At 66.8% G+C, this 19,759-nt stretch carries 13 protein-coding genes, 3 rRNA genes and 1 pseudogene; 3 read left to right on the forward strand and 14 right to left on the reverse strand.

Going from position 1 to position 19,759, the window contains the following annotated elements:
• Nucleotides 1–80: 80 nt before the first annotated feature.
• The 4 genes from recN to OG223_RS13170 form a co-directional block, all read right to left on the reverse strand.
• Nucleotides 81–1,799 (reverse strand): DNA repair protein RecN, encoded by a 1,719-nt coding sequence (gene recN, locus OG223_RS13155; RefSeq protein ID WP_329265256.1) that lies wholly within the window; start codon nt 1,797–1,799, stop codon nt 81–83.
• Nucleotides 1,800–1,926: 127 nt separating this feature from the next.
• The gene (locus OG223_RS13160) at nt 1,927–2,832 is read right to left on the reverse strand and encodes an NAD kinase (RefSeq protein ID WP_019059337.1); all 906 of its coding nucleotides are present in this window, start codon (nt 2,830–2,832) and stop codon (nt 1,927–1,929) included.
• The gene (locus OG223_RS13165; protein ID WP_329246922.1) at nt 2,829–3,644 is read right to left on the reverse strand and encodes a TlyA family RNA methyltransferase; all 816 of its coding nucleotides are present in this window, start codon (nt 3,642–3,644) and stop codon (nt 2,829–2,831) included. Before OG223_RS13165 ends, OG223_RS13160 begins: the two co-directional genes overlap by 4 nt.
• 7 nt (nt 3,645–3,651) lie before the next feature.
• Nucleotides 3,652–3,945, reverse strand: coding sequence for a hypothetical protein (locus tag OG223_RS13170; RefSeq protein WP_329246925.1), 294 nt, complete (start codon nt 3,943–3,945; stop codon nt 3,652–3,654).
• A gap of 42 nt (nt 3,946–3,987) precedes the next feature.
• Here OG223_RS13170 and OG223_RS13175 point away from each other — a divergent pair, with 42 nt between their 5' ends.
• The gene (locus OG223_RS13175) at nt 3,988–4,335 is read left to right on the forward strand and encodes an SCP2 sterol-binding domain-containing protein (RefSeq protein ID WP_329246928.1); all 348 of its coding nucleotides are present in this window, start codon (nt 3,988–3,990) and stop codon (nt 4,333–4,335) included.
• Between the two features lie 29 nt (nt 4,336–4,364).
• Here the strand turns inward: OG223_RS13175 and OG223_RS13180 are convergent, their stop codons facing one another.
• Genes OG223_RS13180 through OG223_RS13195 form a run of 4 tightly spaced genes read right to left on the reverse strand, consistent with a single transcriptional unit; the run spans nt 4,365 to nt 8,449 of the window.
• Entirely contained in the window at nt 4,365–5,240 is an 876-nt protein-coding gene (locus OG223_RS13180) for an ABC transporter ATP-binding protein (RefSeq protein ID WP_329246931.1), read from the reverse strand.
• Nucleotides 5,237–6,277 (reverse strand): FecCD family ABC transporter permease, encoded by a 1,041-nt coding sequence (locus OG223_RS13185; RefSeq protein ID WP_329265258.1) that lies wholly within the window; start codon nt 6,275–6,277, stop codon nt 5,237–5,239. Before OG223_RS13185 ends, OG223_RS13180 begins: the two co-directional genes overlap by 4 nt.
• A 50-nt stretch (nt 6,278–6,327) precedes the next feature.
• Entirely contained in the window at nt 6,328–7,371 is a 1,044-nt protein-coding gene (locus OG223_RS13190; RefSeq protein ID WP_329246933.1) for a FecCD family ABC transporter permease, read from the reverse strand.
• Between the two features lie 49 nt (nt 7,372–7,420).
• Nucleotides 7,421–8,449, reverse strand: a complete 1,029-nt coding sequence (locus OG223_RS13195; protein WP_329246935.1) for an HAD hydrolase-like protein — start codon at nt 8,447–8,449, stop codon at nt 7,421–7,423.
• 72 nt (nt 8,450–8,521) lie between these two features.
• Between OG223_RS13195 and OG223_RS13200 the strand changes: the two genes are divergently transcribed.
• Nucleotides 8,522–9,814 carry a DUF1015 domain-containing protein gene (locus tag OG223_RS13200; protein ID WP_329246938.1) on the forward strand — a complete coding sequence of 431 codons (1,293 nt, stop codon included), beginning with the start codon at nt 8,522–8,524 and terminating at the stop codon, nt 9,812–9,814.
• Between the two features lie 80 nt (nt 9,815–9,894).
• Here the strand turns inward: OG223_RS13200 and OG223_RS13205 are convergent, their stop codons facing one another.
• From OG223_RS13205 to OG223_RS13230, 6 genes and pseudogenes are all read right to left on the reverse strand, one after another.
• Nucleotides 9,895–10,794, reverse strand: coding sequence for a hypothetical protein (locus OG223_RS13205; RefSeq protein WP_329265259.1), 900 nt, complete (start codon nt 10,792–10,794; stop codon nt 9,895–9,897).
• A gap of 15 nt (nt 10,795–10,809) precedes the next feature.
• A pseudogene (locus tag OG223_RS13210) lies at nt 10,810–12,294 on the reverse strand (hypothetical protein); the annotation flags it as partial.
• Between the two features lie 147 nt (nt 12,295–12,441).
• A 5S ribosomal RNA gene (rrf, locus tag OG223_RS13215) occupies nt 12,442–12,558 on the reverse strand.
• Nucleotides 12,559–12,664: 106 nt separating this feature from the next.
• Nucleotides 12,665–15,787, reverse strand: a 23S ribosomal RNA gene (locus tag OG223_RS13220).
• Between the two features lie 314 nt (nt 15,788–16,101).
• Nucleotides 16,102–17,627: ribosomal RNA gene (locus OG223_RS13225) — 16S ribosomal RNA — on the reverse strand.
• Together the 16S, 23S and 5S rRNA genes form the textbook arrangement of a ribosomal RNA operon.
• A gap of 537 nt (nt 17,628–18,164) precedes the next feature.
• Nucleotides 18,165–18,806 carry a DNA-3-methyladenine glycosylase gene (locus OG223_RS13230; protein ID WP_329246941.1) on the reverse strand — a complete coding sequence of 214 codons (642 nt, stop codon included), beginning with the start codon at nt 18,804–18,806 and terminating at the stop codon, nt 18,165–18,167.
• Between the two features lie 137 nt (nt 18,807–18,943).
• Between OG223_RS13230 and OG223_RS13235 the strand changes: the two genes are divergently transcribed.
• The gene (locus tag OG223_RS13235; RefSeq protein WP_329246944.1) at nt 18,944–19,726 is read left to right on the forward strand and encodes a sporulation protein; all 783 of its coding nucleotides are present in this window, start codon (nt 18,944–18,946) and stop codon (nt 19,724–19,726) included.
• Nucleotides 19,727–19,759 lie beyond the last annotated feature (33 nt).

Raw genomic sequence — 19,759 nt, forward strand, 5'->3', positions numbered from 1 at the left:
CCGGGTGACGGCGGCGGCGAGGACGAGAGAGGCGGTTCAAGACGTACGTACGGTCATCCGGCCACCGTACGCGGAGCGCGCTAGCCGTCCGCGCGCGCCGTCGCCAACAACTCCTCCGCGTGCGCGCGGGCCGTCTCCGAGTCCTCCTGGCCGGCCAGCATCCGGGACAACTCCCGTACGCGGTCCTCGCCTTCGAGGACCTTCACGCCGGACCGGGTCACGGACCCGTCGTTGGTCTTCTCGACCAGCAACTGCCGGTCGGCGAAGGCTGCCACCTGAGGCAGGTGGGTCACGACGACGACCTGAGCGGTCTTCGCGAGCTTGGCGAGCCGCCGCCCGATCTCCACCGCCGCCTTGCCGCCGACACCGGCGTCGACCTCGTCGAAGAGATACGTCGGCACGGGATCGGTCCCCGCGAACACGACCTCCACGGCGAGCATCACGCGCGACAGCTCACCGCCGGACGCGCCCTTGGCGATGGGCCGCGGCGGAGCACCGGGGTGCGGGGCGAGCAGCAGCTCGACCTCGTCGACGCCCGACGGCCCGTAGGCGACCGCACGCCCCCCGACCTCGACGCCCTCCGGGTCCTCGGCCTGCCGGATCTCGAACGACACGCGCGCGTGCGGCATCGCGAGGGACGCCAGCTCAGCGGTGACGGCAGCGGCGAACCGCGCGGCGGCCTCGGTCCGCGCATCGGTCAACGCCTGTGCAAGGCCGCCCAGTTCACCCCGCAGCGCGTCCCGCTCGGCGGTGAGCTCGTCGATCCGCTCGTCGTCGCCGTCGAGTTCGGTCAGCCGCGTGGCCCCCTGCTCGGCGTACGCGAGCACGGCCGCGATGTCCTGCCCGTACTTCCGGGTGAGCGCGTTGAGGGCGGCCCGCCGCTCCTCGACGGCGGCGAGCCGCAGCGGATCGGCGTCCAGGTCGTCGGCGTAACCCGCCAACTCCCCCGCCACATCGCCCAGCAGAATGCCGATCTCACCGATCCGGTCGGTGAGCGAGGCCAGCGCCGAGTCGTGCGACCGTACGGCCTCCAGGGCCCGCTGCGCCCCCGCGACAAGGGTCGCGGCGTCGATGCCCTCGGGGTCCTCGGGATTACCGGCGAGCGCGGCATGAGCGACCGTCGCCGCGGACGCCAACGCCTCCGCGTGCCCGAGCCGCTCGGCCTCGGCGGCGAGCTCCACGTCCTCCCCGGCGCGCGGCTCCACGCCGGCGATCTCGTCGAGCCCGTACCGCAGCATGTCGGCTTCCTGGGCCCGCTCACGCGCGCGCGTGGTGATCTCGTCCAGCTCGACGGCGACGGCCCGCAGCCGCCGATACGCCTCGCCGTACTTGACCAACGGCCCGGTGACGGCGTCCCCGGCATACCGGTCGAGCGCCTGCCGCTGCCGGGACTGCTTCAGCAACCCCTGCTGATCGGTCTGCCCGTGCACGGCGACCAGCTCGTCCGCCAACTCCGCGAGCACCCCCACCGGCACGGACCGCCCGCCCAGGTGCGCCCGGGACCGCCCTTCGGCGGAAACGGTACGGCTGATGAGCAGCGTCCCGTCGTCCAGCTCGGCACCGGCCTCCTCGGCCCGCAGCACGGCAGAGCCCCCCGGAGGCACGGAGATCCGCCCCTCCACCACCGCGTTCTTGGCCCCGATCCGCACCAGCGCCGGGTCCGCCCGCCCCCCGAGCAACAGCCCGAGACTGGTGACGACCATGGTCTTGCCCGCACCGGTCTCACCCGTGACAGCGGTGAACCCCGGCGACAGTTCGACGACAGCATCGTCAATGACTCCGAGCGACCGTATCCGCATCTCTTCCAGCACGGTGAAGACCTTACGAGGTAGGGAGGGAGAAGCGCGAGGCGCCCTGTCACCCACGCGAGGGAAGCGCCCCGAAGGGGCGCGGGGAACTGCGCGCTCAACCCCCACCGGCCCGCACCTACTGAGGAGCCCCCCGCCACCCCGAAACAGGCAGAGCGAACTTGGCAACAAGCCGATCGGTGAACGACGCATGGTGCAGCCGAGCAAGCCGCACAGGAACAGCCCCCCGCCGAACCTCAACCCTCGCTCCGGCCGGCAACTCGACAGTCCGCCGACCGTCACACCACAAAACCCCCGGGGGGATGTGCGGCAACACCTCAACGGCAAGCACAGAATCCGGCGAGGTAACCAACGGCTTCGCGAACAAGGCGTGCGCACTGATAGGCACCATCAGCAACGCCTCGACCTCGGGCCACACCACAGGCCCACCAGCCGAGAACGCATACGCCGTAGACCCCGTAGGAGTCGCACAAACGATCCCGTCACACCCGAACCCCGTGACCGGCCGCCCGTCGATCTCCAGCACGACTTCGAGCAACTTCTCCGCGCCGGCCTTCTGCACCGCCGCCTCGTTCAACGCCCAGTCCGTATGCACGATGTTCCCGTTCTTGTGAACGACGACATCGACGGTCATCCGCTCCTCGACCTCGTAGGCCCGCGTGACCACCCGGTCCACGACCTTGTCGAGATCGTCCCGCTCGGCCTCCGCGAGGAACCCCACGCTGCCGAGGTTGACGCCGAGCATCGGCACCCCGGACGCCCGCGCGAACTCCGCGCCGCGCAGCAGCGTGCCGTCACCGCCGAGGACGATGAGCAGCTCGCAGCCCTCAAGGCACTGCGGGGTGGCTTCGGTGACCGTCTCCACCTCGTCGGGCAACGGCAGGTCACGTGCCTCGTACTCGAGGACGCGCACTCCGATACCGGACTGGAGCAGCCCCTTGACGACCAGTTCGGCACTCCGGATGGCCGCAGGCCGCCCCGTGTGCGCGAGCAGGAAAACAGTACGAGCTCGGTTCTGTGTCAACGCGGCCCCTCCGCCACTGCACGGTCAACATCGGCCGGGTCCAGTTCGGGTGCGCCGGCCCGCAGCCACAGAAAGTACTCGACATTCCCGGAGGGCCCGGGCAGCGGGCTGGCGGTGACGCCCTCCACCCCGAGCCCCAACTCGGCCGCCCGGCGGGCGACACCGCGCACGGCCTCGGCCCGTAGCTCGGGGCTGCGCACGACGCCCCCGCTCCCCAGCCGTTCCTTCCCCACCTCGAACTGCGGCTTGACCATCATCACCAGGTCCGCGTCCGGCTTCGTGCACCGCGCCAGGGCGGGCAGCACCAGCCCGAGCGGGATGAAGGACAGATCCCCCACGACTAGATCCACAGGCTCCCCATCGATCGCTTCAAGCGTCAACTCGCGTACGTTCGTACGGTCCTTGACGGTGACGCGTTCATCGCTCTGCAGAGACCACGCGAGTTGCCCGTACCCGACGTCCACCGCGACGACCTGCGTGGCACCCGCCCGCAGCAGCACATCGGTGAAGCCTCCGGTGGACGCGCCGGCGTCCAACGCCCGCCGCCCCTCGACCACGAGCCCCCGCGGCACGAAGACCTCCAGCGCACCCGCGAGCTTGTGGCCACCGCGCGACACGTAGTCGGGGTCGTCGTCGTCCGCTACGACGACGATGGCGGCCGCGGTCTCCACCTGGGTGGCCGGCTTGGTCGCGACGGTCCTGCCCACGGTGACCCGGCCGGCGGCGATCAACTGGCTCGCGTGCTCCCGCGAGCGCGCGAGCTTCCGTCGGACCAGCTCGGCGTCGAGACGTCGGCGTGCCACTCCTGCCACGTTCGGTTCAGCTCCTGTTTTGGTACGACGATGGGGGCGCCGGAGGTCCCGGGCGGGCGTCGAGCGCGGTGAGCGCGTCGCGCAGCCCCCGGTGTACATCCTCGTACACCTCGACATGTCCGTCCGTGGCGAGGTGGTCGGTGTCCGCCAGCCGCCCGAGCTGGGCGTCGACGTCGGCGCTGCCGCTCGGGGTGCGGTCCACGGTCAGGGGCGCGGGGGCGGCGGGGTCGTACGCGGGCTCCGCCTCCGGTACTGCCTCGGCCTCGGGTACTCCGTCGGCCTCGGGAACTGAGTCGCTCATGCCCAGACGCTACCCCGACGGCCTGGGGTACCGTCGATCACGATGGCAACGATCGAAGAGTGCCGCGTCGCACTCGAGAAGCTCTCGGACAACATGCAGCAGGCCGATGGGAATGTCCGCGCCGCAGCGGCCATGGACCGTTCGGTGAGCTGCCGGATCACCGACCTCGACGTCACGTTCGTCGGCCGGCTCACCGGCGGTCGCATCGTGGTCGACGAGACCGTGCAGGGTCTTCCGGCGGAGAAGGCCCAGATCAGGCTGACCATGGCGGGCGACGACCTGGTGGCCATGGTCAACGGCGGCCTGAACTTCGCGAAGGCCTGGGGCTCGGGCCGGGTGAAGCTGGAGGCCAACGTGTTCGACCTGTTCCGCCTCAGGAAGCTTCTGTAGTCGCTTCAGGAAGCCGCTGAGGCGACCGCTCAGGAAGCTTCCGCGGCGACCGCACGCGCGCGTGCCTTGCGCGCGGCCGGCACCACCAGCGGTGTCCCCGTCTCCGGGTCGTCGATGACCTGGCAGCGCAGCCCGAAGACCTCCTCGACCAGTTCGGCCGTGACGATGTCGCCCGGCGCGCCCTGCGCGATGACCGAGCCCTCCCGCAGCGCGATGAGGTGAGTGGCGTACCGGGCCGCGTGGTTGAGGTCGTGCAGCACCGCGACCAGCGTGCGGCCCTGCTCCTCGTGCAGCTCGGCGCAGAGGTCGAGGACGTCGATCTGGTGCTGGATGTCCAGATAGGTGGTCGGCTCGTCGAGGAGCAGCAGGGGCGTCTGCTGGGCGAGCGCCATCGCGATCCACACCCGTTGCCGTTGTCCGCCGGACAGTTCGTCGACATAGCGATCGGCGAGCTCGGCGACACCGGTCTGCGCCATCGACTCCTGTACGACCCGCTCGTCCTCCTGGGACCACTGGCGCAGGATGCCCTGGTGCGGGTACCGGCCGCGGCCCACGAGGTCGCCGACGGTGATCCCGTCGGGCGCGATGGACGACTGCGGCAGCAGACCCAGGGTGCGCGCGACCTTCTTCGCGGGCATCGACTGGATGACCTGCCCGTCGAGCAGCACCCGGCCCTCGCTCGGCTTCAGCATCCGTGACAGGGCGCGCAGCAGCGTGGACTTGCCGCACGCGTTCGGGCCGACGATCACCGTGAAGGAGTTGTCGGGGATCTCCACCGACAGCTCGCGTGCGATGACGCGCTGGTCGTAGGCGAGGGTGACGTTGTCGGCGGACAGGCGGTTCACGGTGCTCCTTCGATTGTTCAGCCCGCTGCTGAGGCCGCGCTGGTTGCTCTGGTTGCTCATATCCGGCCCGCCTTGCGCTCGGTGACCAGGAGCCACAGCAGGTAGACCCCGCCGAGGACTCCGGTGACCACGCCCACGGGCAACTGGTCGGCGCCGAACGCTTGTTGGGAGGCCCAGTCGGCGGTGACCAGCAGGGTGGCGCCCATGCACAGCGAGGGCACCAGGTTCGGACCCGGCGAGCGGGTCAGCCGCCGGGCGAGCTGCGGCGCCGTGAGGGCGACGAAGCCGACGGGTCCCGCGGCGGCGGTCGCCGCGGCGGTGAGCAGCACGGCGGCCACCATCAGCAGCAGCCGCACGCGCTCGACGCGCACCCCGAGGGCGTACGACACGTCGTCGCCCATCTCCATCATCCGCAGCCCGCGCGCGTTGGCGAGGACGAGCGGCAGCAGTACGGCGCACAGGCCGAGCAGCGGCCAGACCTGGGTCCAGTCACGGCCGTTGAGGGAACCGGTCATCCACACGACCGCGCGGGCCGCGTCGACGAGGTCGGCCTTGGTGAGCAGATAGCCGTTGACGGCGGTGACGACGGCGGAGACGCCGATGCCGACCAGGACGAGCCGGTACCCGTGCACCCCCTGCTTCCAGGCGAGCAGGTAGATCGCGGCCCCGGTCACCAGACCTCCGGCGAGCGCCCCGAGGGTGACGGCGGTCGCGCTGCCGGAGAACAGCACGATCATGACGAGCGCCCCGGCTGTCGACCCCTGCGAGAGGCCGAGCACGTCCGGACTCCCCAGCGGATTACGGGAGATGGACTGGAACAGCGCACCCCCGAGCCCGAGCGAGGCACCTACCAGCAGCCCGACGAGGACGCGCGGCAGCCGCAGTTCGTTGACGATGAACTCCTGACCGGCGTTACCGCCCCCGAACAGCGTCTTGAGGACGTCCCCGGCCGGGATCGGGAAGTCACCGGTACCGATGAGCACGACACTCGCCGCGAGCGCGCAGACCAGGAGGAGGACGACGACCGCGAAGGCGCGAAGGTCGAAGCGGAGGGAGAGGCCACCGGTCCGTACGGCCTGGGCACGGGAGGCCCGCATACGGGGAGCCCGCGCAGCCGGGCCGTCCTCCGCCGTCGTACGAGAGAGGTTCATAGCTGAGTCGTCCTTCGGCGCCGCACGAGATAGATGAAGACCGGGCCGCCGATGACCGCGGTGACGATGCCGACCTGAAGCTCCGCGGGCCGCGCGATCAGCCGGCCGAGCACGTCGGCCCCGAGCAGCAGCACGGGCGACAGGATCGTGGCGTACGGCAGGATCCAGCGCAGGTCGGGGCCGGTGAAGGAGCGCACCACGTGCGGCACCATCAGGCCGACGAACACGATCGGGCCGCAGGCGGCGGTCGCCGCGCCGCACAGCACGGTCGCGGAGAGCATGGCGAGCGCCCGGGTCCGGTTGAGGTTGGCGCCGAGGGCGCGGGCGGTGTCGTCGCCCATCGCCACCGCGTTCAACGGCCGCGCGAGCAGCAGGGAGATCACCGTGCCGACCGCGAGGAACGGCGCGACCTGCGTGATCGTCGAGCCGGTGGCCGAGGCCAGTGAACCGACCGTCCAGAAGCGCATTTTGGAGAGCGCCGCGTCGTCCATGATCATGACGGCCTGGAGATAGCCGTAGAGCGCGGCACTGATCGCGGTGCCGGCGAGCGCCAGGCGCACGGGGGTGGCACCCCGGCTGCCGCCCAGGAACCAGACCAGCGCGCCGACGACGGCCGCGCCCGCGAACGCGAACCAGACGTAGCCGCTCAGCGAGGTGACACCGAAATACGTGATGGCGGTGACGACCGCGGCCGAGGCACCGGCGTTGATGCCGAGCAGCCCGGGGTCCGCAAGCGGGTTGCGGGTGAGCGCCTGGAGGACGGCGCCGGACAGCCCGAGCGCGGCACCGGCGAGCAGCCCGAGGACCGTACGGGAGATCCGGTCGCCGACCACGACGTCCGCGTACGTCCCCGAGTCATGGAACAGGCCGTGCCAGACATCCCCCAACGGCAGCGATTTCGCGCCGATCGCGATGCTCGCCAGGGCGACGAGCACCAGGAGCACCACGGAGGCGAAGAGCCCAAGGACACGTATCGCCCGGCGGGTTGGGGGCGCGGGGGCGGTCTCCGCGCGCTGTTCTGGGGGACTGTCGACCAACACGAGGTTAGGTTAGCCTACCCTCGCATTCCGCCCGGAAGGTGTGTCCCTCTCACAGCCCCAGTCGCGCCAGCGCCTTCTCCCCGTCCAGCCCGCAGGAGCCGTCCCCCGCCGCCGTCCAGGCCGCCGCGCAGAGCGCTCTGAGCCCGTCCAAAGACTCGCCCTCACCGTCGAGTTCCAGCCGCTCGCCGCCCGCCGTCGCGGTCCAACCCCCGCATCGGAAGCCGTCTCCCGCCCCGGTGACCTCGGGCTGCCCGGTGAGCATGCCCCGCAGATCGGCGTCGACGTACGTCGGCCGGTGCTGCGGCGGCGCGGCGAGCAACTGCGCGCCGTCGGTCACGCCCGTCAGGACGAGCAGCGAATCGACATCCCCGTTGAACGCCCCCTCGATGTCCGTGTCCAGCCGGTCCCCCACGACCAACGGCCGCTCGGCGCCCGTCCGCAGGATCGTCTCCTTGTGCATCGGCGGCAACGGCTTGCCCGCCACCTGCGGCTCGGCCCCGGTCGCTATCCGTACGACCTCCACCGCCGCGCCGTTGCCCGGTGCGATGCCGCGCGCGCTCGGGATCGTCAGATCGGTGTTGGACGCGAACCACGGCACCCCGCGCGCGATCGCGTAACAGGCCTCCGCGAACCGCCCCCACGCCAGGTCGGGCCCGCCGTACCCCTGCACGACCGCCACCGGATCGTCCTCGGCCGAGTCGACGGGCTCGAGCCCGCGCTCGCGCAGCGCGACCCTCAGCCCCTCCCCACCGATCACCAGCACCCGGGCACCCGCCGGCACCTGCTCACTGATCAGCCGGGCGACGGCCTGCGCGGAGGTGATGACGTCATCGGCCCCCGTCGGTATCCCCAGCTCGGTGAGATGCTCGGCCACCGCGTCCGGCGTCCGCAGCGCGTTGTTGGTGACATAGGCGAGCCGCATCCCGCCCGCGCGCGCGGTGGCGAGCGAGTCGACCGCGTGAGCGATCGCGTTGCCCCCCGCGTACACCACCCCGTCGAGGTCGAGCAGCGCCGTGTCGTACGCCTCGCTCAGGGCCCGGCCACTGCCCTCGGGACTCGTCCTGACGCTCTGGCTCATTCCACATCGCTCCTCGTTCGATCGCTTTCACCCGATCATCCCGCACGCCACTGACACACGTACGATGCCGGGATGAACACCGCAGGTCACTCGGAAGCAACGGAGCGCCGAGGCCTGGAACTCACCCCGTTCCGAGGCCTTCGCTACGACCCCGACCTGGTCGGCAGCCTGGCCGCCGTGACGTCCCCACCGTACGACGTCGTCGTACGCCCCGACGGTCTGCACCACCTCCAGGACGCCGACCCGCACAACATCGTCCGCCTGATCCTCCCGCAGGCCGTCACCCCCAGTGCCCGCAACGAACAGGCCGCCGACACCCTGCACCGCTGGCTCTCCGAGGGAGTCCTCACCACCGACCCCGAGCCCGGCCTGTACGTCTACGAACAGAGCGACGGCAACGGCCTGTTGCAACGCGGCGTCATCGGCGCGCTGCGCCTGTCCGACCCGTCGGAGGGCGTGGTCCTACCGCACGAGGACGTCATGCCGCACGTGGTCGCGGACCGCGCGGCCCTCATGCGCGCCACCTCCGCGAACCTGGAACCCCTGCTCCTGACCTACCGGGGCAACGGCTCACCGGCCGACACGACGACGATCGTCGAGCGCATCGCGGAGCACCCCGCCCTGCTCTCGACCACTACGGAGGACGGCTACAGCCACCGCCTCTGGTCGGTCACCGACCCCACCGACCTGGCCCGCATCCAGACGGACCTCGCCCACCACCAGGCCCTGATCGCCGACGGCCACCACCGCTGGGCTACCTACCGACGTCTACGCGCGGAGCACCCCTCCCCCAGCCCCTGGGACTACGGTCTGGTCCTCCTCGTCGACACGGCCCGCTACCCGCTCCGCGTCCGCGCGATCCACCGCCTTCTGCACGGGCTCCCGGTGGCCGACGCGCTGTCGTCGCTGGACGGCCTCTTCCGCGTACGACGTCTGGAAGTTCCCCTCCCCGAAGCGCTGGAGGTCCTGGCCGACGCGGCCTGCGCGGGCAACGCCTTCCTCCTCGCCGGCGACGGCGCCTTCCACCTGGTCGACCACCCGGACCCGGACCTCCTGGCCCGTACGATCCCCGCCGACCGCCCCGCCGCCTGGCGCACCCTGGACGCCACGGTCCTGCACGCCACCCTCCTGGACCACGTCTGGCTCATCCCCGAGGATGACCCGGCCCGCATCGCCTACATCCACGACACCGCCGCCACGGTCCGCAAGGCCGAACGCGACGGCGGTACGGCCGTGTTGATGCACCCCGTCCGCGAGGAGGTCGTCCGCGACCTGGCCCGCCAGGGCGTCACGATGCCCCGCAAGTCGACGTCGTTCGGCCCTAAGCCGGCGTCGGGGTTGGTGCTGCGCGCGCTGGACGTCTGAGACGCGGCCGTCAACACCGGAGACACGAAAGGGCGGGACCCCAGGTGCTGGGTCCCGCCCTTGTCACTCACTGACGTAGATCAGTTCTTGTCGTCGTCTTCTTCTTTAAGAAGGACATCTTCCTTGGCGACGTCTTCCTTGGTCTCGGCCGCGGCTTCGACCTCGTCGTCCTCGATGTCGTCGTCCTCGTCCTCGTCGTCCAACTCGTCGACTACGGAGACGTCGTCCTGAGACTCGACCTCGTCATCGACCTCGGTCTCAGCGTCGATCACAGTGTCGCTGTCGTCCTCGTCCTCGTCCTCGACGAACGCGTCGACGAACTCGACACCGTCCATCTCCGCGAGCCGGTCCGACGCGTCCGTGCTGCCGTCCTTGTCGGACTCCACGGCCTTGGCGAACCACTCCCGCGCCTCGCCCTCACGCCCGGCGGCGAGCAGGGCGTCGGCGTAGGCGTACCGCAGTCGCGCGGTCCACGGCTGCACGGTGTTCGAGGCCAACTCGGGGCTCTGCAAGGTGACGATGGCCGCGTCGAGCTGGTCCATGTCACGCCGGGCGCCGGCCGCGACGAGCCGCATCTCCACCTGCCCGGCCTTGTCGAGCTTGTGCACCTCGGGGGCCCCGGCCATCTCCAGCGCCTTCTCCGGCCGCCCGAGCCCACGCTCGCAGTCGGCCATCACGGGCCACAGATCCACGCTGCCGGTCATCCGCCGCGCGGCCCTGAACTCGGCCAGCGCCTCGCTGTACTTCTGGTTCGCGTACGCGGCGAACCCGGCCGCCTCACGCACGGCGGCGACGCGCGACGCCAGTCGCAGGGCGATCTTGGAGTAGGCGTAGGCGCCTTCGGGGTCCTCGTCGATGAGCCGGGCGACCATCACCAGGTTCTTTGCGACGTCCTCCGCGAGCCCCTTCGGCAGACTCAACAGCTCCTGCCGTACGTCCTTGTCGATCTCCTCGCCCGTGACGTCCTCGGGGATCGGCAGCCGCTTGATCGGCTCGCGGTCACGCTCCCGCTCGTCACGGAACCGGCTGCCGCCACCACGGCGGTCGTCGCCCCGACGGTCATCACGCCGGTCGTCACGGCGGGGGTAACCACCCCGGTCGTCGTCACGGCGGAACGCGGGCCGCTCACCACGGTTGTCGTCCCGACGGAACCCTCCGCGATCGCCGCCACGGTCATCACGACGGGGACCGGCAGGACGGTCATCGCGACGCGGGCCGGCCGGACGGTCGTCACGACGCGGGCCGGCGGGCCGGTCATCACGACGCGGAGCCGAGGAACGGTCGTCACGGCCGCGGAAACCACCACGGTCGCCACCGCCACCGCTGCCGCCACGGTCGTCGCGGCGGGGGTAGCTGCCACGGTCACCACGGTCGTCGTCACGCCGGAAGGCAGGACGCTCGCCCCGGTTGTCACGGTCGTCCCGACGGAACGGCGGACGCTCACCACGGTTGTCATCACGCCGGAACGGCGGACGCTCGCCACCTCGGTCATCACGACGCGGACCGGCAGGACGGTCGTCGCGGCGGGGGTAGCTGCCACGGTCACCGCGGTCGTCGTCACGCCGGAAGGCAGGACGCTCGCCCCGGTTGTCACGGTCATCACGGCGGAAGGGCGGACGCTCGCCACCCCGGTTGTCGCTCCGGTTGTCGCTGCGGTCGTCACGGCGGAACGGGGGTCGCTCACCACGGTTGTCGTCCCGACGGAAACCACCGGGACGCCCTCCACGCTCGCCACCACGGTCATCACGACGGGGACCAGCAGGACGGTCATCGCGCCGCGGGCCGGCCGAACGGTCGTCACGCCCGCGGAACCCACCGCGATCGCCACCGCCACCGCTGCCGCCACGGTCGTCGCGGCGGGGGTAGCTGCCACGGTCACCACGGTCGTCGTCACGCCGGAAGGCAGGACGCTCGCCCCGGTTGTCACGGTCATCACGACGGAACGGCGGACGCTCACCGCGACTGTCGTCACGCCGGAAACCACCACCGCCACCGCGGTTGTCGTCCCGACGGAACGGCGGACGCTCACCACGGCTGTCATCGCGCCGGAAGCCACCGCGCTCACCACGGTTGTCGTCGCGACGCTCACCCCGGTTGTCGCTGCGGTCGTCACGGCGGAACGGGGGCCGCTCACCACGGTTGTCGTCCCGACGGAAACCACCGGGACGCCCTCCACGATCGCCACCACGGTCATCACGACGGGGACCGGCAGGACGGTCGTCACGCCGCGGACCCGCAGGACGGTCATCGCGACGCGGGCCGGCCGAACGGTCATCGCGCCCGCGGAACCCACCACGATCGCCACCGCCACCGCTGCCGCCACGGTCGTCACGACGGGGGGCGCCGCCACGGTTGTCGTTACCACGATCGTTGCTACGGCTCGGGCCTCCGCGGTACCCGCCACGGTCGCCGCCGCGGTCACCACTGTCCCGTCGCCGCTCCTCGCGCTCCGGTCGGTCCTCGGGAGAGTTGGTGGACATCGGTGACTCCTGTCTTCGGTACCGCAAGTCATTCTCGCGCAGCCAGCTACTCGGCGCGCTCCGGACTGTGTTTCTGAAAGTTTCTGGAAAAACAAAAGGACCCCTGGTCCCAGCGTGAACGCTGGGACCAGGGGTCCTCCAAAGATTGTTCGGCGGCGTCCTACTCTCCCACAGGGTCCCCCCTGCAGTACCATCGGCGCTGTAAGGCTTAGCTTCCGGGTTCGAAATGTAACCGGGCGTTTCCCTCACGCTATGACCACCGAAACCCTAATGGTTTCGAGCGAACAAGCACACTTTTCTGTTGTGTGGTTCAAGCTCTAGCCGACAACTGTTCGTTGTCTCAGAACTAACACAGTGGACGCGAGCAACTGAGGACAAGCCCTCGGCCTATTAGTACCGGTCACCTCCAGCGGTTACCCGCCTTCCAGATCCGGCCTATCAACCCAGTCGTCTACTGGGAGCCTTAACCCCTCAAGGGGGTGGGAACACTCATCTCGAAGCAGGCTTCCCGCTTAGATGCTTTCAGCGGTTATCCCTCCCGAACGTAGCCAACCAGCCATGCCCTTGGCAGAACAACTGGCACACCAGAGGTTCGTCCGTCCCGGTCCTCTCGTACTAGGGACAGCCCTTCTCAATGTTCCTGCGCGCGCAGCGGATAGGGACCGAACTGTCTCACGACGTTCTAAACCCAGCTCGCGTACCGCTTTAATGGGCGAACAGCCCAACCCTTGGGACCGACTCCAGCCCCAGGATGCGACGAGCCGACATCGAGGTGCCAAACCATCCCGTCGATATGGACTCTTGGGGAAGATCAGCCTGTTATCCCCGGGGTACCTTTTATCCGTTGAGCGACGGCGCTTCCACAAGCCACCGCCGGATCACTAGTCCCGACTTTCGTCCCTGCTCGACCCGTCGGTCTCACAGTCAAGCTCCCTTGTGCACTTACACTCAACACCTGATTGCCAACCAGGCTGAGGGAACCTTTGGGCGCCTCCGTTACTCTTTAGGAGGCAACCGCCCCAGTTAAACTACCCATCAGACACTGTCCCTGATCCGGATCACGGACCCAGGTTAGACATCCAGCACGACCAGACTGGTATTTCAACGACGACTCCCCCCGAACTGGCGTCCGAGGTTCAAAGTCTCCCAGCTATCCTACACAAGCCGAACCGAACACCAATATCAAACTGTAGTAAAGGTCCCGGGGTCTTTCCGTCCTGCTGCGCGAAACGAGCATCTTTACTCGTAGTGCAATTTCACCGGGCCTATGGTTGAGACAGTCGAGAAGTCGTTACGCCATTCGTGCAGGTCGGAACTTACCCGACAAGGAATTTCGCTACCTTAGGATGGTTATAGTTACCACCGCCGTTTACTGGCGCTTAAGTTCTCAGCTTCGCCCAACCGAAGTTGGACTAACCGGTCCCCTTAACGTTCCAGCACCGGGCAGGCGTCAGTCCGTATACATCGCCTTACGGCTTCGCACGGACCTGTGTTTTTAGTAAACAGTCGCTTCTCGCTGGTCTCTGCGGCCACCCCCAGCTCATGAAGTAAATTCAATCACCGGTGATGGCCCCCCTTCTCCCGAAGTTACGGGGGCATTTTGCCGAGTTCCTTAACCATAGTTCACCCGAACGCCTCGGTATTCTCTACCTGACCACCTGAGTCGGTTTAGGGTACGGGCCGCCATGAAACTCGCTAGAGGCTTTTCTCGACAGCATAGGATCATCCACTTCACCACAATCGGCTCGGCATCAGGTCTCAGACTTAATGAATGGCGGATTTGCCTACCACTCGCCCTACACCCTTACCCCGGGACAACCACCGCCCGGGATGGACTACCTTCCTGCGTCACCCCATCACTCACCTACTGCAGGTCTGGTCCGTCGGCTCCACCACTTTCCATTCCCCGAAGGGTCCGGAACGGCTTCACGGACTTAGCATCGCCTGGTTCAATGTTTGACGCTTCACAGCGGGTACCGGAATATCAACCGGTTATCCATCGACTACGCCTGTCGGCCTCGCCTTAGGTCCCGACTTACCCTGGGCAGATCAGCTTGACCCAGGAACCCTTAGTCAATCGGCGCACACGTTTCTCACGTGTGTATCGCTACTCATGCCTGCATTCTCACTCGTGAACCGTCCACCACTAGCTTCCGCTGCGGCTTCACCCGGCACACGACGCTCCCCTACCCATCCATACAGGCGTTGGCCCTATTGTATGAATGGCACGACTTCGGCGGTACGCTTGAGCCCCGCTACATTGTCGGCGCGGAATCACTAGACCAGTGAGCTATTACGCACTCTTTCAAGGGTGGCTGCTTCTAAGCCAACCTCCTGGTTGTCTCTGCGACTCCACATCCTTTCCCACTTAGCGTACGCTTAGGGGCCTTAGTCGATGCTCTGGGCTGTTTCCCTCTCGACCATGGAGCTTATCCCCCACAGTCTCACTGCCGTGCTCTCACTTACCGGCATTCGGAGTTTGGCTAAGGTCAGTAACCCGGTAGGGCCCATCGCCTATCCAGTGCTCTACCTCCGGCAAGAAACACACGACGCTGCACCTAAATGCATTTCGGGGAGAACCAGCTATCACGGAGTTTGATTGGCCTTTCACCCCTAACCACAGGTCATCCCCCAGGTTTTCAACCCTGGTGGGTTCGGTCCTCCACGAAGTCTTACCTCCGCTTCAACCTGCCCATGGCTAGATCACTCCGCTTCGGGTCTTGAGCGCGCTACTAAACCGCCCTATTCGGACTCGCTTTCGCTACGGCTTCCCCACACGGGTTAACCTCGCAACACACCGCAAACTCGCAGGCTCATTCTTCAAAAGGCACGCAGTCACGACGCACCAAGTAAACTTGATGCGCGACGCTCCCACGGCTTGTAGGCACACGGTTTCAGGTACTATTTCACTCCGCTCCCGCGGTACTTTTCACCATTCCCTCACGGTACTATCCGCTATCGGTCACCAGGGAATATTTAGGCTTAACGGGTGGTCCCGCCAGATTCACACGGGATTTCTCGGGCCCCGTGCTACTTGGGTGTCTCTCAAACGAGCCGTTAATGTTTCAGCTACGGGGGTCTTACCCTCTACGCCGGACCTTTCGCATGTCCTTCGCCTACATCAACGGTTTCTGACTCGCCTCACAGCCGGCAGACTGTGAAAGAGAGATCCCACAACCCCGTATACGCAACCCCTGCCGGGTCTCACACGCATACGGTTTGGCCTCATCCGGTTTCGCTCGCCACTACTCCCGGAATCACGGTTGTTTTCTCTTCCTGCGGGTACTGAGATGTTTCACTTCCCCGCGTTCCCTCCACACTGCCTATGTGTTCAGCAGCGGGTGACAGCCCATGACGACTGCCGGGTTTCCCCATTCGGAAACCCCCGGATCAAAGCCTGGTTGACGACTCCCCGGGGACTATCGTGGCCTCCCACGTCCTTCATCGGTTCCTGGTGCCAAGGCATCCACCGTGCGCCCTTAAAAACTTGGCCACAGATGCTCGCGTCCACTGTGCAGTTCTCAAACAACGACCAACCACCCATCACCCCGCCCTACCGGGCAAGTTCACTGGGGTCGGCACTGAAGGCGGCTTCACAGCCGTACCCTCAGACACCCAACAGCGTGCCCGGCACCATCGCCACTCGTGATCAGCTTTCCACGCCCCGAAGAGCAGTACTCGCAGCCATGAGATGACCGACAGTGCCGAATAATCAACGTTCCACCCTTGAGCAACCAGCATCAGACGTTCGCTGATGAACTGGCCTCTGACCTCACCCCGAAGGGATCGGTAAGAAGTGCTCCTTAGAAAGGAGGTGATCCAGCCGCACCTTCCGGTACGGCTACCTTGTTACGACTTCGTCCCAATCGCCAGTCCCACCTTCGACAGCTCCCTCCCACAAGGGGTTGGGCCACCGGCTTCGGGTGTTACCGACTTTCGTGACGTGACGGGCGGTGTGTACAAGGCCCGGGAACGTATTCACCGCAGCAATGCTGATCTGCGATTACTAGCAACTCCGACTTCATGGGGTCGAGTTGCAGACCCCAATCCGAACTGAGACCGGCTTTTTGAGATTCGCTCCACCTCACGGTATCGCAGCTCATTGTACCGGCCATTGTAGCACGTGTGCAGCCCAAGACATAAGGGGCATGATGACTTGACGTCGTCCCCACCTTCCTCCGAGTTGACCCCGGCGGTCTCCTGTGAGTCCCCGTCACCCCGAAGGGCACGCTGGCAACACAGGACAAGGGTTGCGCTCGTTGCGGGACTTAACCCAACATCTCACGACACGAGCTGACGACAGCCATGCACCACCTGTACACCGACCACAAGGGGGGCACTATCTCTAATGCTTTCCGGTGTATGTCAAGCCTTGGTAAGGTTCTTCGCGTTGCGTCGAATTAAGCCACATGCTCCGCTGCTTGTGCGGGCCCCCGTCAATTCCTTTGAGTTTTAGCCTTGCGGCCGTACTCCCCAGGCGGGGAACTTAATGCGTTAGCTGCGGCACCGACGACGTGGAATGTCGCCAACACCTAGTTCCCACCGTTTACGGCGTGGACTACCAGGGTATCTAATCCTGTTCGCTCCCCACGCTTTCGCTCCTCAGCGTCAGTAATGGCCCAGAGATCCGCCTTCGCCACCGGTGTTCCTCCTGATATCTGCGCATTTCACCGCTACACCAGGAATTCCGATCTCCCCTACCACACTCTAGCTAGCCCGTATCGAATGCAGACCCGGGGTTAAGCCCCGGGCTTTCACACCCGACGTGACAAGCCGCCTACGAGCTCTTTACGCCCAATAATTCCGGACAACGCTTGCGCCCTACGTATTACCGCGGCTGCTGGCACGTAGTTAGCCGGCGCTTCTTCTGCAGGTACCGTCACTTTCGCTTCTTCCCTGCTGAAAGAGGTTTACAACCCGAAGGCCGTCATCCCTCACGCGGCGTCGCTGCATCAGGCTTTCGCCCATTGTGCAATATTCCCCACTGCTGCCTCCCGTAGGAGTCTGGGCCGTGTCTCAGTCCCAGTGTGGCCGGTCGCCCTCTCAGGCCGGCTACCCGTCGTCGCCTTGGTGAGCCATTACCTCACCAACAAGCTGATAGGCCGCGGGCTCATCCTGCACCGCCGGAGCTTTTAACCCCCACACATGAGTGCGGGAGTGTTATCCGGTATTAGACCCCGTTTCCAGGGCTTGTCCCAGAGTGCAGGGCAGATTGCCCACGTGTTACTCACCCGTTCGCCACTAATCCCCACCGAAGTGGTTCATCGTTCGACTTGCATGTGTTAAGCACGCCGCCAGCGTTCGTCCTGAGCCAGGATCAAACTCTCCGTGAATGTTTTCCCGTAATCGGGAACGACACACACGAGAGCGGAACAGTCAGGCGGAATAAGCCCGACCGTTCACAGCGTCCTCGCTGTATGTTTTCTTCAAAGGAACCTCGTCCCAGACATCAGATGATGGCTGGAGACGGGGTATCAACATATCTGGCGTTGATTTTTGGCACGCTGTTGAGTTCTCAAGGAACGGATGCTTCCTTTGTACTCACCCTCTCGGGCTTTCCTCCGGGCTTTTCCCTTCGGTCTTGCGTTTCCGACTCTATCAGACCGTTTCCGGTCCCGATTCCCTATCGGAGGGGATTGTCAAGGGCTTTGGGCTTTCGCCCGTCGGCCTTTCGACATTCACTACGTTAGCCGATCCCCTCGGCAACTCATAATCGAGTTCCGCGAGTTCGAATTCAGGCATGCAGGCACGCCGAATGCGCCCTCAGCGAGGGAGAGTCGTAAGTAGTGGGTTGGCCGCTTCCGGCTGCTGGCGATTGCCGTACCCGGGTCAAGCGGCTCGGGCTACATTACGCACCCCGCCTGGGCGCGTCAACTTGACCGACGCCTTGGCGTATGGGCCCGATAAGGGCTCACCGTAGGGTCGTTGGTGATCCAGAACCGCCACGGGTGGACCGCGCCCTCGCCGGACACTCCGGTGCGAGGGCCGTTGCTTACCTGATGGGACGGCACGGGTGTGCCGGCCAGCATCCGCAAGGGTGTCTCGCCCGTGGTGCACGCGTCCGTGCCGTCCAGGGAGCGGTCGACATCCAGGGCGGTGGCCAGGCGGGCGGGGCCTTTGGCCAGTTCTTTGTCATTTCGGGCCGAGAGTCGACGTTTGCGGGCCGGCTCGGCGCCCTCGACGATCTCGCCGGCGCGGAGCAGGACCGCCCTCGCCGTGCCCTCGGGACCGCACACCAGGTTCATGCAGTGCCACATGCCGTAGGTGAAGTAGACGTACACGTACCCGGGCGGACCGAACATCACGCCGTTGCGGGCCGTCGGGCCTCGATAGGCGTGGGAGGCGGGGTCGTTGCCGCCGTCGTAGGCCTCGACCTCCGTGATGCGCAGGACGATCGGGCCGTCAGGAGTCGTACGGACGAGGATGCGGCCCAGGAGGTCGGGGGCGACCTCCAGTACAGGGCGGTCGAAGAACTCTCTGGGGAGTGGCATACGGTCCGGGGGCGCGATCATGGCGTCCGAGCGTAGTCCAGGCCCGCTTGCGCCAAGGGGTGGTCAAGGTTCCCTCCGCTTGCCAGGGTGTGGCGCGGAACCGGTCGCGGTCGGATCGCGTTTGTAGGGATCAAGGGTCCATACGTAAAGGGAGAGTCATGGGGTTCAAGAAGCTGCTCGCGAGCCTGGGGGCCGGCGGGGCTTCGGTGGAGACGGTGCTGACCGAGGTCAACGTCGTTCCTGGTGGTGTCGTTCAGGGCGAGGTGCGGATCCAGGGCGGGTCCGTCAGCCAGGAGATCCAGGGGCTCTCGGTCGGGCTGCAGGCCAAGGTCGAGATCGAGAGCGGCGACCAGGAGTACAAGCAGGACATCGAGTTCACGAAGGTGCGCCTCGGTGACGCCTTCGAGCTGCAGGCGGGGGCCGCGCACACGGTGCCGTTCGGGCTGGAGATCCCCTGGGAGACGCCGGTCACGATGATCGACGGTCAGGCGCTGCGCGGGATGCACATCGGGGTGAGCACCGAGCTGGCGATCGCGCGGGCCGTGGACTCCAGTGACCTGGACCCGGTCAACGTGCACCCGCTGCCGGCGCAGAAGGCGATCCTGGACGCCTTCCTCCGGCTGGGTTTCCGCTTCAAGAACGCGGACATGGAGCGCGGTCACATCCGCGGGACGCGCCAGAAGCTGCCGTTCTACCAGGAGATCGAGTTCTTCCCGCCGTCGCAGTACCGGGGTCTGAACCAGGTCGAGCTGAGCTTCGTGGCCGATGAGAACGCGATGGACGTCATCCTGGAGATGGACAAGAAGCCGGGACTGTTCAGTGAGGGCAGTGACACCTTCCGGTCGTTCCAGGTGGGCCAGCACGACTTCCACGGGACGGACTGGGCGGCGTACCTCAATCAGTGGCTGTCCGAGGTCGGCAGCAAGCGCAACTGGTTCTAGGCTCGGTGTCCACTGAAGAGACCGATCAGGAGG

Origin of the sequence: Streptomyces sp. NBC_01478, assembly GCF_036227225.1 — a bacterium.
In the GTDB taxonomy this organism is placed as follows: Bacteria; Actinomycetota; Actinomycetes; order Streptomycetales; family Streptomycetaceae; genus Streptomyces.

Coding starts and splice junctions, on each gene's coding strand:
- recN (WP_329265256.1), bottom strand. CDS start 1,799: ATGCGGATACGGTCGCTCGGAGTCATTGACGATGCTGTCGTCGAACTG.
- OG223_RS13170 (WP_329246925.1), bottom strand. CDS start 3,945: ATGAGCGACTCAGTTCCCGAGGCCGACGGAGTACCCGAGGCCGAGGCA.
- OG223_RS13175 (WP_329246928.1), top strand. CDS start 3,988: ATGGCAACGATCGAAGAGTGCCGCGTCGCACTCGAGAAGCTCTCGGAC.
- OG223_RS13180 (WP_329246931.1), bottom strand. CDS start 5,240: ATGAGCAACCAGAGCAACCAGCGCGGCCTCAGCAGCGGGCTGAACAAT.
- OG223_RS13185 (WP_329265258.1), bottom strand. CDS start 6,277: ATGCGGGCCTCCCGTGCCCAGGCCGTACGGACCGGTGGCCTCTCCCTC.
- OG223_RS13195 (WP_329246935.1), bottom strand. CDS start 8,449: ATGAGCCAGAGCGTCAGGACGAGTCCCGAGGGCAGTGGCCGGGCCCTG.
- OG223_RS13200 (WP_329246938.1), top strand. CDS start 8,522: ATGAACACCGCAGGTCACTCGGAAGCAACGGAGCGCCGAGGCCTGGAA.
- OG223_RS13230 (WP_329246941.1), bottom strand. CDS start 18,806: ATGATCGCGCCCCCGGACCGTATGCCACTCCCCAGAGAGTTCTTCGAC.
- OG223_RS13235 (WP_329246944.1), top strand. CDS start 18,944: ATGGGGTTCAAGAAGCTGCTCGCGAGCCTGGGGGCCGGCGGGGCTTCG.